This window comes from Bacteroides sp. LFL-34 (genome assembly GCF_027257075.1).
In the GTDB taxonomy this organism is placed as follows: Bacteria; Bacteroidota; Bacteroidia; order Bacteroidales; family Bacteroidaceae; genus Bacteroides; species Bacteroides ovatus.
Genome location: NZ_JAPQKZ010000002.1, coordinates 39,468 through 54,633, shown reverse-complemented (window position 1 = coordinate 54,633; position 15,166 = coordinate 39,468). Strand labels below are relative to the sequence as shown.

24 protein-coding genes and 1 pseudogene are annotated in these 15,166 nt (G+C 36.6%); 2 read left to right on the top strand and 23 right to left on the bottom strand.

Annotated elements, in window-relative coordinates; genetic code table 11:
- Nucleotides 1-14: 14 nt before the first annotated feature.
- On the bottom strand, nucleotides 15-557 hold the full coding sequence (locus N5O98_RS00615; RefSeq protein ID WP_004300253.1) for an ASCH domain-containing protein: 543 nt from the start codon (nucleotides 555-557) through the stop codon (nucleotides 15-17).
- Nucleotides 558-695: 138 nt separating this feature from the next.
- Here N5O98_RS00615 and N5O98_RS00610 point away from each other — a divergent pair, with 138 nt between their 5' ends.
- On the top strand, nucleotides 696-893 hold the full coding sequence (locus N5O98_RS00610; RefSeq protein ID WP_004300249.1) for a hypothetical protein: 198 nt from the start codon (nucleotides 696-698) through the stop codon (nucleotides 891-893).
- Nucleotides 894-960: 67 nt separating this feature from the next.
- Here the strand turns inward: N5O98_RS00610 and N5O98_RS00605 are convergent, their stop codons facing one another.
- The 7 genes and pseudogenes from N5O98_RS00605 to N5O98_RS00575 form a co-directional block, all read right to left on the bottom strand.
- Nucleotides 961-1,875: a hypothetical protein gene (locus N5O98_RS00605; protein ID WP_004300248.1), complete on the bottom strand. Its 915-nt coding sequence runs from the start codon at nucleotides 1,873-1,875 to the stop codon at nucleotides 961-963.
- 13 nt (nucleotides 1,876-1,888) lie between these two features.
- Nucleotides 1,889-2,845: a tyrosine-type recombinase/integrase gene (locus N5O98_RS00600; protein ID WP_118313729.1), complete on the bottom strand. Its 957-nt coding sequence runs from the start codon at nucleotides 2,843-2,845 to the stop codon at nucleotides 1,889-1,891.
- 18 nt (nucleotides 2,846-2,863) lie between these two features.
- Nucleotides 2,864-3,520, bottom strand: a pseudogene (locus tag N5O98_RS00595) (N-6 DNA methylase); the annotation flags it as partial.
- Complete coding sequence (locus tag N5O98_RS00590) at nucleotides 3,517-4,110, bottom strand: hypothetical protein (protein ID WP_004300242.1); 594 nt, start codon at nucleotides 4,108-4,110, stop codon at nucleotides 3,517-3,519. The pseudogene N5O98_RS00595 and the gene N5O98_RS00590, both read right to left, overlap by 4 nt.
- The gene (locus N5O98_RS00585; RefSeq protein WP_004300240.1) at nucleotides 4,103-4,660 is read right to left on the bottom strand and encodes an N-6 DNA methylase; all 558 of its coding nucleotides are present in this window, start codon (nucleotides 4,658-4,660) and stop codon (nucleotides 4,103-4,105) included. The genes N5O98_RS00590 and N5O98_RS00585 overlap by 8 nt, the downstream gene beginning before the upstream one ends.
- A gap of 20 nt (nucleotides 4,661-4,680) precedes the next feature.
- Nucleotides 4,681-4,929 (bottom strand): hypothetical protein, encoded by a 249-nt coding sequence (locus N5O98_RS00580; protein WP_052587992.1) that lies wholly within the window; start codon nucleotides 4,927-4,929, stop codon nucleotides 4,681-4,683.
- A gap of 2 nt (nucleotides 4,930-4,931) precedes the next feature.
- Nucleotides 4,932-5,180, bottom strand: a complete 249-nt coding sequence (locus N5O98_RS00575) for a hypothetical protein (RefSeq protein WP_052587991.1) — start codon at nucleotides 5,178-5,180, stop codon at nucleotides 4,932-4,934.
- 125 nt (nucleotides 5,181-5,305) lie between these two features.
- On the opposite strand from N5O98_RS00575, the gene N5O98_RS00570 reads away from it, so the two are divergent.
- Nucleotides 5,306-5,584, top strand: a complete 279-nt coding sequence (locus N5O98_RS00570; protein ID WP_118313728.1) for a hypothetical protein — start codon at nucleotides 5,306-5,308, stop codon at nucleotides 5,582-5,584.
- Between the two features lie 77 nt (nucleotides 5,585-5,661).
- Here the strand turns inward: N5O98_RS00570 and N5O98_RS00565 are convergent, their stop codons facing one another.
- From N5O98_RS00565 to N5O98_RS00500, 15 genes are all read right to left on the bottom strand, one after another.
- A complete protein-coding gene (locus N5O98_RS00565; RefSeq protein ID WP_004300229.1) occupies nucleotides 5,662-6,270 on the bottom strand; it encodes a hypothetical protein in 609 nt (202 codons plus the stop codon).
- Between the two features lie 11 nt (nucleotides 6,271-6,281).
- Nucleotides 6,282-6,788, bottom strand: a complete 507-nt coding sequence (locus tag N5O98_RS00560; RefSeq protein ID WP_118313727.1) for a hypothetical protein — start codon at nucleotides 6,786-6,788, stop codon at nucleotides 6,282-6,284.
- 23 nt (nucleotides 6,789-6,811) lie between these two features.
- Entirely contained in the window at nucleotides 6,812-7,057 is a 246-nt protein-coding gene (locus N5O98_RS00555) for a hypothetical protein (RefSeq protein ID WP_004300227.1), read from the bottom strand.
- 88 nt (nucleotides 7,058-7,145) lie between these two features.
- On the bottom strand, nucleotides 7,146-7,868 hold the full coding sequence (locus tag N5O98_RS00550; protein WP_004300226.1) for a phosphoadenosine phosphosulfate reductase domain-containing protein: 723 nt from the start codon (nucleotides 7,866-7,868) through the stop codon (nucleotides 7,146-7,148).
- Between the two features lie 21 nt (nucleotides 7,869-7,889).
- Nucleotides 7,890-8,216, bottom strand: coding sequence for a hypothetical protein (locus N5O98_RS27545; protein ID WP_008775932.1), 327 nt, complete (start codon nucleotides 8,214-8,216; stop codon nucleotides 7,890-7,892).
- Nucleotides 8,213-8,677, bottom strand: coding sequence for a hypothetical protein (locus tag N5O98_RS00545; RefSeq protein ID WP_004300224.1), 465 nt, complete (start codon nucleotides 8,675-8,677; stop codon nucleotides 8,213-8,215). The genes N5O98_RS27545 and N5O98_RS00545 overlap by 4 nt, the downstream gene beginning before the upstream one ends.
- Nucleotides 8,678-8,705: 28 nt before the next feature.
- Entirely contained in the window at nucleotides 8,706-9,353 is a 648-nt protein-coding gene (locus N5O98_RS00540; protein ID WP_004300223.1) for a DUF3560 domain-containing protein, read from the bottom strand.
- 48 nt (nucleotides 9,354-9,401) lie between these two features.
- Nucleotides 9,402-9,977, bottom strand: a complete 576-nt coding sequence (locus N5O98_RS00535; protein ID WP_004300222.1) for a hypothetical protein — start codon at nucleotides 9,975-9,977, stop codon at nucleotides 9,402-9,404.
- A gap of 111 nt (nucleotides 9,978-10,088) precedes the next feature.
- Nucleotides 10,089-10,841 carry a hypothetical protein gene (locus tag N5O98_RS00530; protein ID WP_004300221.1) on the bottom strand — a complete coding sequence of 251 codons (753 nt, stop codon included), beginning with the start codon at nucleotides 10,839-10,841 and terminating at the stop codon, nucleotides 10,089-10,091.
- On the bottom strand, nucleotides 10,810-11,466 hold the full coding sequence (locus N5O98_RS00525) for a ParB N-terminal domain-containing protein (protein ID WP_004300220.1): 657 nt from the start codon (nucleotides 11,464-11,466) through the stop codon (nucleotides 10,810-10,812). Before N5O98_RS00525 ends, N5O98_RS00530 begins: the two co-directional genes overlap by 32 nt.
- A gap of 60 nt (nucleotides 11,467-11,526) precedes the next feature.
- On the bottom strand, nucleotides 11,527-11,820 hold the full coding sequence (locus N5O98_RS00520; RefSeq protein WP_004318818.1) for a hypothetical protein: 294 nt from the start codon (nucleotides 11,818-11,820) through the stop codon (nucleotides 11,527-11,529).
- A gap of 110 nt (nucleotides 11,821-11,930) precedes the next feature.
- On the bottom strand, nucleotides 11,931-12,368 hold the full coding sequence (locus tag N5O98_RS00515; protein ID WP_117610700.1) for a hypothetical protein: 438 nt from the start codon (nucleotides 12,366-12,368) through the stop codon (nucleotides 11,931-11,933).
- A complete protein-coding gene (locus N5O98_RS00510; RefSeq protein ID WP_117610725.1) occupies nucleotides 12,365-13,126 on the bottom strand; it encodes an HNH endonuclease signature motif containing protein in 762 nt (253 codons plus the stop codon). Before N5O98_RS00510 ends, N5O98_RS00515 begins: the two co-directional genes overlap by 4 nt.
- A 27-nt stretch (nucleotides 13,127-13,153) precedes the next feature.
- Nucleotides 13,154-14,872, bottom strand: coding sequence for a ParB/RepB/Spo0J family partition protein (locus tag N5O98_RS00505; RefSeq protein ID WP_117610701.1), 1,719 nt, complete (start codon nucleotides 14,870-14,872; stop codon nucleotides 13,154-13,156).
- Nucleotides 14,873-14,973: 101 nt separating this feature from the next.
- Nucleotides 14,974-15,162, bottom strand: coding sequence for a hypothetical protein (locus N5O98_RS00500; protein ID WP_117610702.1), 189 nt, complete (start codon nucleotides 15,160-15,162; stop codon nucleotides 14,974-14,976).
- Nucleotides 15,163-15,166: the final 4 nt, after the last annotated feature.

The following is a 15,166-nucleotide window of genomic DNA, read 5'->3' as shown; positions in this document are numbered from 1 at the left end:
ATTCTGTACTATTGTTATTTACTCCATTTACTACCACAGTATACACATCGGTCATACTCTCCATAGCTAACGACTTGATTCCTTTCATTTACGACCAAATTACACAAGCAAATATCGTCCTCTGAATTGATATTGGGATACTCCCAAAATGACAATTTCCCTTTAGCCGGTATCGGCTCTGGAAATAATATAGGATTAGCTAGTACCCAGTTATAAATAGGATTTTCATAATAGCCTTTACTATCATCTGTTTTCTCTGCCCATTTAGAAGGATGATTGATAGAGCATCCAATTATTTCTACACTTCCAATGATAGCAGAATTGACAATGCCCTCTGCACATATTATTTTTCGTTGAAACTCAATAGGCAGACTATCCCATTGAGCTTTTGTAAATACACTATTGGGATTTCTCATTTCTACAGGTTTCCCACTTGCATGGATTAACACTCTATGCCCTATGTATTTCCATGGACACGCCCAAGTACGGTTCTCAATATCCTTGATACCATGCACTATTAAAGAAGCCCATGGTTGTTTTATTGTTATTGCTTTCATTGATAATTTTAAAGTTTGAGTTTTCTATATAATTATTATCTTTGCAGTTGTTAGTAATAACTAACTGAGAAATTCTGACCATAACATAGTTTGTTAGGTAGAATCTATCTAGTATTAACCTATAAATAATGTATATTTATGAACAATAAGTATTATTTATTTATCGCTGCTTGTAAGGGAGCTGCTTTACTTGGAGAGTTTATCTACCTACATGGAAGAGGAGAATTCTCTGGTGCTCGCGGTGCGTACAATTACTGTAAACGCACAGGAGATAAAGCAGGTGAGTTAGCTATATATAATTGTGTAGTTAACCGTAAAGGGCAGAAGGTTTACTGACCTATGGACCGGGAAAATTTTCCCGGTCCTTTTTATTCTTAATATTATCATAACTTTCGTATTGTTATTAATCAAAATATCCACTACATTTAAACCCTTTTCGAGGGATAAAATCTTTAAATTCACAGCTTCTAAACACCCACTTCTTATCAGCCCATCCGGCTAAATCCTTTTGCCATTGAGGAATAATTTGACGAGGATTATTTAAGTCCCTGTAAGGCTGGCAATGCGGCAAGAACCGACTGCCTTTATTCTTCCAATGATTGACACGCTCAAACGATTCTTTAAAGTCACTAAGCAGGATACAATAAAAGAAGTATTCGCCTTTGTAACCGTACTTATCAATCAAAGCCGTAGCACGCTCACATTCTGCTATTTGTCCCGGTGTATCACAACCGAATCTTATGCGCTTCATCCACTTTACTTTTGCAAGCAACCGGGCTATATCATCCGTAACCAACCGGGCATCTAATCCTTGATTGAAGTCTACACGTACTCCCATGGAGATAATCTTTTCAATCTGCTGCAAACCGTAGTTGGATGCAAGTATGTTGTTATCCATGAGAATCACATTTTTTCGCCCAGCAGATACTTCCGCAATATCCATGTAAGGAGTGATGTTTCCTTCTTTGGCAGGTACAACACACCATTTACAACGATTAGGACAGCCCCTTGTCAAAAAGCCATAAGCCAAATTTTTATCAACATTATACAGATCGTAATCAGGAATCATTCTATCAATTTCCGGTAGAAGAACCTTTTTTATGTCATACCCTGTACCGCCTTTCTCAACTTGATCGGCATTGATGTAATAGCCGTAATCCGGCGTAAAGCTAAATACTTTTGCAATGTAAACCTTATCATAAGAACAAAGGGGATTATACCATTCTACATTATCACCTCTTGCCTTGTGATAGCTACTTATCTTCATCAAAGCTAGATTAGGATAATTGCTATCGACTGCTAGTATTCCGATATTCATCACTTATTTGGGGCTATTTAAAAATTCTCCTTAATCCTGAATTAACAGCATCGGTTTTAGCTTCCTCTGATGGATGAACATAAATATTCAAAGTGGTACCTACATCTGAATGACCAAGAATAGTAGATACAGTTTTGACATCAATTTTATTCTCTATAAGAGTCGTGGCAAAAGTGTGCCTTAATCCATGATACTTGATACAGTGGTCTAGTTTTACCTTTTCAAGAATAAATTTCTCATAATAATTCCGCAAGGTCCGAGGTTCTGTATATTGCTCACCACAAGTACACACATAATAATCGGGATTACACACAGCAGAAAACTTCTTCACCAAAGGGAAAATGTTTTTTAAGATAGGAATATACCTATCAGAATTTGAAGTTTTCGGGGGCCCAATCTCAATATGGGTTTTTGCTTTATTAAATGTACCATCCTCGCCTGGCATATATATGCGTTCTAAGGTTTTACAAATATGAATAGTCTTTTTATCTAAATCTATATCCTTCCATTGTAAGGCACATACTTCCCCTATACGCATACCGGAACATATCGTTAGCAAAATTCCAAGATTACGTGGAGATGGATTCGCTAACACATAATCGACGATTTTCTTATATTCAGCAGGAGAATAACGTTCCAGCTTTTGAGCAGCTATCTTATTTTTACTTGGCCATACCATCTTCCATGTAATGTTATGTACCTCAAGGTCTAACTCTTCGTCAGCAAACCGAATTAGCATTTTTAGAACTATCAGAATATCATTGCAGTACTTCACAGATAACCCCGAATTATCCATAAGATCGTTCATGAATGGCACAATAACCTTTTTGCTCAATTCCCCAACTTCCATACATCCTAACATTGGAGAAAGCTTTTTCACGTATATCTGCTGGTACGATGCCAGTGAACTAGTCTTGACTTGCCTTTTCTTTACAGAAATCCAAGCCTTATACACATCATCCAATTTCATATCTTATAAATTTGTTATTTAAATCAGTTTCAATTCTCGCAAATAAACATCAATCTCCTTATCCAATTCGGCACGTTTGGCTTCCAGCTCTTTTATTTCATCCATAACAGCCTTAATGTCAATAGGTTCTTCTTCCTCAAATACATCTATGTATCTCGGTATGTTAAGATTAAAATCATTAGCCATAACCTCTTGCAATGTGGCACAATGACTGTATTTCTTAATTTCCTTACGCTCTTGGAACGTCTGTACAATCTTGTCTATTTGTTCATCACTCAAAGAGTTCTTGTTTTTAAGCTTTTCAAAATCTTTGCTTGCATCAATAAAAAGGATGTTCTCATCTTCTTTACGACATTTCTTTATTACCAAGATACAAGTAGGAATACTAGTACCATAGAATATATTGGCCGGTAGCCCAATGACAGCATCAATGCAGTTTTTATCTTCAATAAGAAACCTGCGAATAACACCTTCGGCAGCACCACGAAATAAAACTCCATGAGGAAGAACTATAGCCGCAATCCCTGTTACATCCAGTTTATGGACTATATCCAAGACAAAAGCATAATCAGCTTTAGATTTAGGGGCTAATTTCCCAACTTCACTAAATCGTTCATCATCCATAAAAGAGACATCTGCACTCCATTTGGCGGAAAAGGGCGGATTTGCTATTACTGTTTCCATTTTGATTTATTTTTTTGATAATACACTTTCATATACTCACGTATTTCACTTTTGTGAGCTAATTGATATTTTCTATTTTTCTCTAATATCTTTTCCTTATTAACCTTATATCTACGCTTGTAACTAGCCCTCTCCAATTCTCTATAATGTTCAATATTGGCATTTCGCAATTCTTTCCTACGGGCAAGTAATTTGTCTCTGTTACGAATCCGATATGCCTTATTATTCTTCAGTATTTTTTCCCGATTTTCAATATAATAACATGAATTACAAATTTTCGTACTTAAATAGAATTTGCTTTCAGGTACATACTCCCCACATTTATTACATAATAAAATATTTTCAGGAGTATTTCTAATTGCTAAATCAGCTTCCCCAAAACGGTTGTTTCTTTTTATAAAGGAAACCTCATCGTAAATCAGACGATCAACCAAATCCCGCCAATTTTCAATAGAAAAACGTTCGTCAGCTATAACGGAATGAGAGATATCCATGTAATTAATATCAATGCCAGGAAACAAGAAATTGATTCTTTTCCTAGTGTATTGGTACAGATTCTTTATAAAATTATCGTCAATCATAACTAATCTTTTCTATAATGGAAAAATCGAATGGAATATCTTTCACGTTCAGCAAGCGATATTCACTTTTTATTGATTTTACAAGTACATCACCATGATACACAGTTGCATTAATACCACGTATCGATAAATTAAGCAAGAGTAACGGAATAGACCTATCAGACAACTCCCAGCATTCAACGGGGTGTTCAGACGGTTTGAAATCAGTTCCTAAAGTTTTAACTCTATGCCACCAGTTAGAAATAATAAGGGAACCATTCCCGGCAGTAGGTTCGTAAATCACCCCTTTGGAAACCCCTGTCAATCTTGATAGTAGTATTCCTACTACATTAGGAGTAAAATCCTGCTTGTTTTGGTTTCTTTGAGCCAATTCACCCTCATATATATCTTGAAACCAATCTCTTGAAAGATCATGAGTATTGAGTTGTAATAACTCTCGATATATATGATGCAATCTTTCGTCATTATCAAAGATTATTTTAAAAATCGCATTAGGAAGTGATAATATATCCTCTATTTGAAACAACTTCTTTAATTCTACTTCACTCATATTTACTCTGTATTTGAATATTAATCTCTTGCTTCAGCCATTCTTCGGCCTTTAGCCGTTGCCGAATAGATATTCGGCTTACCACCGCTGAAACATTTAGTTTTTATCCATTCATATCTTTCAGCTTCCCGGAGATAGAATAATATTCCGTATTCAGATGTATTTTTCAACCAATCTAATTTCTTGATTTGCTCAAATGTCATAGGACCGCCATATACAAGCAATGATGTTAACATCTGAGCTCTTTCTTTCAATGAATATTCACTCATAATCAATACGGGTTTATGCAATTCTCCATAGCGTTCCGCCACTCATCCTCCGTTATCGGGATCATGTCATCATAAAGGTTGAACCCTATGATGTAGCACCCGCTCTTATAGTTGTTCTCGATACATTCATAATGGAAAGTCCGGGATTTCTTGTCAAACATGCTTTTAGGAGTCAGCCGGAACACCTTCCTTCCATGTCTGTACCACCTGTGGGGTACCTTCTTGCTGAAATGCTTTACAAAAACGCTCATTTCTTTTTATGATTTTAATTAATATTTATCCATTTACATATCATTTACATACTGTAAATCAATCATCTCATTGTTTTATAAATAACTATTGCCTATCTTTGTTGTCTAATTTTAAAAATAAAAATATGTTAGTAATTAAATCTACAAAAGAAGGCTATGAGCTTAATCAAGGGATTTCACTGAGATTGTTTGAGCCATCCGGAAACACTGTTGTAAAAGTAGTATGTGAAACTCCTTATTACGGGGAACCGAACCATTTAGAAAACGCTATTTGTAATCACATAAATAGCTTAATGCCTGATGGCTATACAGTAAAAACCAATCATGTGACTCTTGAATCAAGTACTGGAAGTGATATGAAAGGCAAATATGTCGAATCTCTAATGTTTCAGATTTATATCTAATCTCAGTAAAGTCCTGACTACCTATTCAGGACTTTTTCATTTATCGCTTTACTCATTTCTATCTTCGGTATTGAGAGTTAATACTTCTTCCCGTGCATCTTTTCACGAAGTTCGTTATACTTCATTTTCTGCTCGATGTGCCAAAGCAGGTCTATATCTAAGTGCTTGGCAAGCCCGAAGATTGATAGTATCATATCATTCACGGTTGTAGGAAAATCAAATATTCCGTCATACCTAACAGGAAGTGTAGAGATGGAATAGATTGATTCGGTGAAAGTTTCGTCTTTACAAGCTTCTGCCATATCTTCAATACAGTCATCAATATCTCCGTTGGCAAGTTCAAGGCTTATTCCTCGAAGTCCTGCAAGCTCAAGCAAGCGGATTACAGCATCGACTAACTCTTCCTCAATTGAGCCTTTTATAGTTTCATTGTATGCGACTTCGTAACCACGCTCTTTGGGAATGTCAGAATCCAATCCTTGACAAATGCGGCTGTTAGCAATCTTCTTATTATACCGATCAACATTAGCACGCCTTCCTTTTCTATCTGCTTCCACAGCTTCCATCAATTCAGAAATCACAAGGCAAAGAAAATGATTGTTACTTAGCTCTTGATCGTGAAACCCATGTTCACAAGCTGTTTTATATGCTTTGTCTCTTAATTCATTTAAATTCATTTTACTCATCCTTGTAATGCTTAAATATATCTATCCAATTCCTTTTCTAATAATTCTCCATCTATTTCAGGAAACAGCTTCAGAACTAAATCCAATGATTTGCAATAATTGTTATTGTATTCTTCAGTATCCATTAATCGAAGTACCATAGAACAAAAGATACTTTTTGTGTCTTTTAATTCGCCTTTCATCAACAATTTTGATAGTTCGATAATTTGACCAGTAGGATTATGAAAACTTCCGTTTATATATTGAAAAATTAGTCTTCCTTCAAATTGGCATATTTCACAATCTAGTTCACAATCAATGTACTCTATCTTACCATTTATGAATTCACAATAAACACATTCACTATTAGAAGCAAATAAAACTGCAAAATCATAGATATCATCACTATTACCTACAATTATTGAAGTAGATTCAAGAGTTTCCGAAACACCATTATTCCACTTTGCATCTTCAATAAGTTCCCTCACATATTCTTGAACTCTTGTAATGTTCTGCTCTATTAAATCTTTTTTACTCATAATTTCAATTCAATTAAGTTCGATTATTTTTTTGCAATATTCTCCCAAAAAGCAACGCCTTCAGGAGTACCATTAAAAGGGAATGAGATAGCTAGAAATCGATGAAAACAGCAATCAACATCTAACAAATTGTTCACCCGCTCTTCATTTGTCATTGAGAAGTCAGGACACTCAATATTAAATGTATCATTTGCTCTTTCTGTGTTATATTTCCATTGATTGAAAATACCTAGTCTTTCTAATTTTTCTATTTTTTCATTCCTCTTCATGTTGATTGACTTTTAATGCTTTACGTCTATAAAGGTAATCGTTATTGACAAGTTTAGCAAACAGAAACTTCGCCATTTTAACGCCATTTTAATCAGTTTTTTTCTTCAACAATTCACGTCTAAATCTTTCCTCTAAATCAAAAATGGTTTCTCCACTATTACGACGATAGGGCCTATCGGTATTTAACTGAAGTTCTTTCAGCTTTTTCCAATACCATGGAAGGTACAAATACATATTCTTCAACTCCTTCAAGTTCTTATTTCCACAACACCAGCAACTCACACGATCAAGTAGCTCATATAGCCTTACTCCATCCTCATGCCAAACAAAGCCTTTTGTGTAACAATACTGGAGTGCATCTGCTTCAGTAATGCCCCAATCACGAAGTGGTAAAACCCGATTTGGTCGTTTTTCCTTTTCAAAACGATGGGTCTCATCGGCAGCAATACCGACATAATCAATTCCGTCTTTTGTGTGAGCTTTCAATGCACGAAGTTTTTCACTCGTTCCCCACCGGCATGTTCCCCCACACCAACTATATCCTTTTTTATGGATAATATTGGTCCCTCTTTTCTTAACCGGCCTTTCAAACATTGTCCAAAGAAAAGGTTGCTCCGGATGCAGTTCTGTATATTTAATGCCAAGTTTTTTAAGAATTGGAAGAACAGCATCACGAGTGTTATAGATTGCCTGAAATTCCATACCTGTATCATAGAAAACGACTTCATCCAACTGATATCCTTTATCTATTAGCATGAAAAGCATTGCCAAGGAATCCTTTCCAAAGCTAACTGAAGCATAATATTTCATACAAAAAATTTAATGGACAAGTCACTTTTTCTTCTTTGCCCTCTGATTATTAATCTGTGACATACACATACGGCACCAGGAAGTCAACAAATGATATTCCTTACCTTTTCTCACCACTATACGATTGTAGAACCGGTTCAAGTAGAAGTAATTTCCGCAATGGGTACATCTTTTCATTTCACGTCCTGAATCATCTATAATCCGATTACGCGGCTTACGACGAATTAGAGTACAACTTTTACACTTCTCATCAGTTTCGCGGTGCCGCCGGCAATGTGATAAGGATTTTGCTCCACATTTAGCAAACACCTTACAATCTCTACGAGGTATTGATTGACACACATTCATGGCTTCCTCGCATTCAAGAATTTATTTACTACACGAGAAAGTACATCCTCATTCTCCGGCATCAGCCATTCTTTTGCAACGTTCCAAGCAATACTCATAGCAGGATTGAAGTTATCCTTCCTGACTGTGTGATGAGACAAACGTCCTTCAGTGGGCTTCAAACCCTTATCATGTAAGATACACAGTCCATTCTCGAAAAAAGCACAATACTCCTTACCAGCAACGGGCTGAATCATCGGAATAGCAATATTAATAACCCCTAAGAATATACCAGCAGCCCAGTTCGTCAGCGCTAACCTGTCGGCATAACCTGCATCAATAATTCGTTCAATATCATCAGGAGTACCTAAACATGGCGTATGACATTGTTGTTTACAAACACTGCATGAGCATTGTACAGGTACACGACCTGAAGCCCTCATTACCCTTTGTAATGAGGTTTCTTTTGATAATTCTCTCATAGTAAATTATTTGAGATACTACAGATTATTAAACATCGCCCCACAGCTTTACTGCAAGGTCATAATTTTTTTTAGCCTCTTTTACTGCTTTATTGGCATAAGCCATAGCGTATGTATGCTCGCGTCGGTACTTACCGGACTTCAATCCTTCGTGATATTCTTTTGCTTGTTCCAACTTATGTTCGTAGAAATCTATACTTTCCGGCATGGACAAGTTTATCGTATTAGCCCTTTTTTCCCAATACTTCGCAACTCTTTCATGTTCGGCAGCCTTATCGCTAAACTCAACGCTTTTCCCCATGTTATTCCAGGCATCATCTATCATTTTGCGATGTCCTCGTTCGCTGTGGTGTCCAACTTTGATAGGCTCACCCAAAGAAAGGAAATCACGATGCTTATTTGATTTCTGAAAATACTCATTACTTTTTTGTACTGCCGATGACGCCCATTCATGCCTGCGTTCCGCTCTTTGCTTAGCCCATTCTTGAACATTAAAGCCGTCAGCTCTAACGATGGAATAATAGTAAAACCCATCTTTTTCGAAGATTAGGTTAAATACTATACTTTCGTTCTCCTTACCATACTTGGTGGTAACTTCAATAGTTTCACCTTTTTCGTGCTTCTCATCACACTTTGCCAAAAATACATTTGGCGCAAATTTGTAATACGTGTTCATTTTTTTAATTAAATTGGTTTGACTTATATGAAAAATGAGAAACCACAGCTACTTAGCCGTGGTTTCATCATTAAATAACTTTGGTTGACTGGGTTGAACCAAATCATCGAATAAACCAGGAACACGAGGTTGTAACGCCTTGTATTCTTCCTGAAAGAATTCTTCTTTGGTTCTCCCATGTTTTTTACCCTTTCGTGTATGTACATCGAAAGTGTAATCTGGAATAGGAATAGGGTAACGCCTGACATCATTTATCCACTTTTCTATATCAATATCCTTTCTATCATAGATGAAGTTTTGCAAATGATCCGCATCACGATTCTTTCTACATTCACAAAGGAGAATAACAGCTTTACTGACAAATATCCTCCCTTTGGGTTCAGTAGCAGTCTTGTTTACCAGCTCATGCCCCTGCCACAATGCTTCTATCTCTTTAGTAATGATTCCATAGCAATCTTCAGCACTAATGGTAAACAGACGCTTCCACACATAGTCGCGGTACCCACTCGCCCAAAGTTCCAATGCAAAAAAGCCGGCTACCCCGGTGTCGGCTCGCCTAATGGCTTTCTGCATTGCAGAACTCACCTCAAAGAAATCATATCCGCAAACTGTTCTTATAATCATAATTCTAATTTAATGGTTTGACTTTTAGTTTATTACGTCAGTAAAGTTAGCTAAAAAAGGCGAATATGACAAACAGAATGGACGCCATTTAAACGCCTTTTTTACAGACTATTAGAATTTGAATTTGCATGATATATTATATTGAACGAGCTGCTTTGTTTTGTCTTTCCCATTAGTGGTTGCACTCTTTAGCAAAATACTATCACCAAAATTCTTTTTGATAAAGAGGATAGATTTACGTTCCTCTTCCTGATTCCTTATAGAAGCAAGCCCACCAGCGTTTACAAAAGTGTTCTTTTGCTCAAAATTATACCGCAAATCGGTTAAAACCTTACGTTCTTTGTACTTCATGTAACAAGAAATCCAAAAATCTTCCTTCAAACGTATTTCCTCATTCCACCAAGTGTTTTTGTTATAGATTACTCCATAACTGCAACCGGTTATCATTTTCGAAAGAGAAAGAAAAGCGGATTCATCATACATTACCGGCGATATCCGAGCGGTGAAGCCAAACAGATGTACATCCATCATACTGGCCATCTCAAATAATGACTGAATGATATTAGTTATCTTATCTTTATCCTTTATCCGGCTAGGTTCTCCTTTTTCCACATAAATAGGTTTGCAGGCATGGACATCATCATCAAGCATGAAAAGTTCTCCAAAATGCTTTGCCATCCAATTACGTTTCGGGATGAGGCCCATAACGTCGTCAGGATGAGTTACAATTTCACATTCCGGGTTAAATTGCTGATATAAGTCAGCTTGACTTTCAGCAACGCAAATGATAGGATCGTTCACCAACTTTTTAGCGAACACCCGGTCATGGCGTTTATGACTTGGTATTACTATTTTGCAGGGCATGGCGAACGTCTTTTATATCAATTACATTGGATTTACTTATTTTCCCGGTTTTGTACGACTTCATGTGCTGCATGTCCAGCCTCTCACGAAGCCAGTTGCTATCTACCTCATTACTTGAGGTGATGATAAACAACTCATGTTTTTCGTCATACTTTGGAATGAGAGGATAAATGGCTGTATCATCCGTGATGGCATCGAAGCGCTCTTTAAATTCATCCTCTTTCTTCTCCGGGGCAAATTCGATGCCCCAGTCTTGGAGTTCCGCCTTATTCCACTCGTTTTCCATAACGTCCAAATCATTCTCACCAAAATTGACATTATCTTTAGTGGCATATTCCCTCAACTTCTTAACGGGGGTATCAGGTGCCAGAATTTTACAAGGCAGTTCTTTATAACCTAACTCCTTGCAAGCTCGCAAACGTAAATTACCACAAACAACAATATATCTGCCATCATTGTAGGGAAAAACTATAAGTTCTCGAAGCTCAAGCATCTCTGGCGAATCCTGAATGCTTTTCTTCATCGCTTCAAAGCGGTAATCACGAAAAAAACGTGGATTTTTCGGCAATCCCGTGAGCTGCCCCTTATTAAAATCAAGTAGGCAGACTTGAATAATCTCTGTCATAACTAACTATATTAAAATCAACAACACAAAATCAACAACACAAACAGTCAGTAACAACACCTAATCATTTTTTCTATCATCGAACTCTATCTTATCTTTGATAAGCTGTTCAATGTCCTCACAACCAAATCTTTTTAAATAGGCAACAAGGTAAATTATCATCTCGGCTGCCAATTCTTCATCTTCCGAATATTTAGGAAGATTATCACTCCTATATTTAGAAGCAATATCGAATTTTCTCCAAACGGCTTCAATTCTTATGCTAAACGCTTTTCTTGAGCTATGCTCATTCATCTTAAAGCGCTTCCTCATGATATTCAAGCATCTCTGGGCAAACCTATTCAATGTTATCATATCGATCGGGTTAAATTGTTAGACTATGAATAATCTCACACGATTCTATTAGGTTGGTCTCTGATGCGAAACCAATGAACATATTCTTTATCTATCAGCATACTAATTATTTATTTTGAGGGGTCTGTTGTATCTAAATATTTCCTGTACTCTAATTCTGTCTTAGCAAGATTGATTACGGTATTAACCCCTTGGAAAACTTGTTTTGCTTGGCTCACTTTACTAGGATCTTCTTTCACATCCTTTATTTGTTGAAGAACCAAATTTCTCAAATCTTGTAAAATGGTAGGGTTCACTGTAGACACCTTATTCAACCGTTCATTTGCCAACACGACAACTGTATTTGTTATTGGTCGGAAACGGTTCAACTTGGAAGCCAAATCAAACATACTAAACACTAACACTTTGCCATTATTCAAGTATATCTCAACTTCGGTACCATCATCACCGGTACCGTCACAGTAATTGAGAATTACTACTTCTTCATTCTGATAAAGGAACGGTTTATTAACCATTTCTTTCAATCTATCTATTGCTCCATCAATCATGATTCATTTTTTGTTGCTTTATTAATCTGTCTACTCAAAGCTCCTTTTAGCTTGATGAGATACTGAACATCTTCCGGGTACCGGGCATACATTGAATTTTGGGTTTTCATTTGTTCAGAACGACTAATCATGTATAAGTTATCTATACAAATATTCTGCTTATTTCCATCTTTGAACTGAATATTGTACCCAGGAGGTATTTCACCATTATGCTCAATCCATACAAGCCGGTGTTTAAGCTCAAAGACATTCGGTTCAGCAGTTTTCACTTCAATGTAACCATCACGGGTTATACGTTCATATCCAACTTCTTTATGGTTCTTTGGGATACATCCCTTTTTGAAACGTGTAGCTTTCGTTTTTTCAATTTGAGCATCAGACATGTATTCCGTTTGCTTGCGTCCTTTATTCATTGGTTGGTGCCCTTTGGGGAAGAAACCCTTTGAGGAATGTTCAAATAAGAACTTTGCAGATTTTCTCAATTTTAGTTTGAAAGCCATACCAGCAACCGCACTTTCAGTTGAACCAAGCATCGAAGCTATTTCAAGATTGGTATGATCGGGATAAAGAGCTATTAGCTTTTGTCTTTTAACCGGACTCCAAACCCTCACGTCTGGCGAACGTTTTAATTTACGTATTAAGGCTTTTGCCTTCACAGCCTCAGGTGTTTTGTCCAGGCGACCAGCAAGCTCTTTTAAATTAGCAGTTGGATACTCGCTATCAAGTATAGCGAGTTGCTCATTAGTCCAAGTTCTCATAAGCATATCAAGAAAGAGAGGAAACCGTTAGGCTTCCTCTATATTATCGTTATTTAGCTCTTTCAGTCTTTCTTTGAGCTTCTTTTCTTTCTTATCATATGAATCCGCAAGTTTCTTAGAGAGCGCTTTGAAATCATCCGGATATTGTTCTGCAAAAAGGATTTTCTGACACTTTTGCAAATAGGAGTAGAAATTCACATTATTCGATGATAAGCATTCAGCAATAAAGGCTCTATACCATTGGTGTCGGTCAGCTTGGTTGTTCTTGACATAATTTACAAAATCACTCTCACCATTCCATTTTTTTAAATTCAGTTTTTCAAGATAAGTACTGCTACAACCGCTAAGAACCAGCACATCAAAAACAAGTTGTTCATTTTCAGAGAATTCTTTTGTTCTCTGATAATATGTTTTCTCTTGCGCCCACTTGCGCATTTCTTCAGCAGACTTCTCCTTGACTATATCCTTCGCTCTTTTTAATTGGGCGTTTATTTTTTCCCTTTCTATCTCTTTTAGATCGGCAACGGCGGAAGTAGAGGAAGCCGTTTCTTTTCTAACATAATAGAAACTAACGTTAAATTCGGGAGAATAATGTCCAAAAAATGAAAGACAACGATAAACTTCTCCATCTTCAAGCATTTTCAAAGTGCGTTCATCATCTTCTGAATACCAGCACTTACATCTAAAGATTTCATCAGGATCAACTATTTCAAATCCAAGTTGTTTAACAGCTTCCAAAGTTTTTTCATAGAAAACCTTTCTATCTTCTCCCCAATATGTATCGGGACGTCTAGCGATAATTACTGTTTTTCCAAATGAAAGAGGTTCGCCAACTTTAACAAGATGTTCATATTCTAGTTGAATTTTCCGCGTCACATAAGCAATCTGTTTTTTCTCATAGCAAGCAGCATTGATACATCTAGCATCCTTACTATTCATTTCATAGAACAAACAACCATGATTACACGTATTATTCTCACATTGAGAACATGATTTAATATCGGTATTTTCCCAATTATCGGAATCATCTTTAATCCAAGGTGCGTTACCAAGCTCCATGAAAGAATTACTCACAAATTCTCGAATCATAGCAGTAGTACATTGTTCTTCCTCCTCCTCATGAAACTCTTTTTGAGTATCTTCATCCAATTTAGAAAGAATCATAGCACCGGACAATGGTATATCTCCATTTCTTACCCGCTCTTTTAGTTCAGGAATAAGAGAATTCAATTTAATACGGTCAAAAACAAACCGGGTAGACTTTCCTATTTTAAGAGCGATATCTTCCAAAGTTCGTCCTTTTTCAGCCAACTGCGCAAAGGCAAAAGCTTCTTCGATGGGATCAACATCTTTTCTTTGAAGATTCTCGGTAATCATCGCTTCAAAAGCCTCATCATCTGTCATTTCTCTGACAATGCAGGATATTGTCTGAAATTTTTCCGACTTTTTTCGATGGGCTTTGATTTTTGCAACATTCGCTTCATCTTCCTTTGCTTTCAAAAGTGACACAGCCCGGAAACGACGCTCACCGCAAACAATTTCGTATGTGTAAGGTAGTGGGGTAACATCTCCGGTTTCTAGGTTAGTCATCTCCTCGGATTTAGCAACTCTGACAGTGATAGGTTGCAATAAACCTTGCTTTTCAATGTTGCTTGCAAGCTCTTGAAGAGCTGCTTCATCAAACGTCTTTCTCGGATTCAAAGGAGAAGGACTGATAAGGTCAATTCTAATGTTTTGTACTTCCATAATTTAATTATATTGGTTTGACTTTTAGTTTATTACATCAGTAAAGTTATCATAAAATGACAAGTTTAGCAAACAGAAACTTCGCCATTTTAACGCCATTTTTATTGAGGTTTATTACGTATTTGAATAAATCCTCTTCTTTCAGTTTCCCGAAGAAGTTCCATATCTTCTTCTCGTATTTCAGCAGGAGTTTCACCGTTCACACTTCGATAAGTTCCAATGCCGAAACGCTCTCTGATACGAACAATTTTATCCGGATCTTTAGTAACCCAGTAAATTACAACTTTCATAGTA